Annotated in this window: 1 protein-coding gene; it reads left to right on the forward strand. The window is 40.1% G+C overall.

Translation table 11 applies throughout. The features are described from left to right. Nucleotides 1-177, forward strand: a 177-nt coding sequence (gene tnpB, locus Q0954_RS35130; protein ID WP_366916783.1) for an IS66 family insertion sequence element accessory protein TnpB, incomplete at its 5' end; no start/stop codon positions are given. Nucleotides 178-207: the final 30 nt, after the last annotated feature.

Here is a 207-nt window from a genome sequence, read left to right on the forward strand (position 1 = left end):
AAGTTACTTCATTGGGAAGCAGGCGGTTTTGTGTTGTACTATAAACGTTTGGAAAAAGGTTGTTTTTCACTGCCCAAAAAGGCACAAATTTCCTGGCTGGAACTGGGTTTGATGGTGGAAGGTGTAGAGGTAAAGTCAAGTGTTCAAAAGCCTCGTTTTTCTTTGAAAAAGCCTTGATAATGAGGGGGGTAAAGTATGGATATTTGA

Origin of the sequence: uncultured Microscilla sp., assembly GCF_947493425.1 — a bacterium.
Lineage (GTDB): Bacteria > Bacteroidota > Bacteroidia > Cytophagales > Microscillaceae > Microscilla.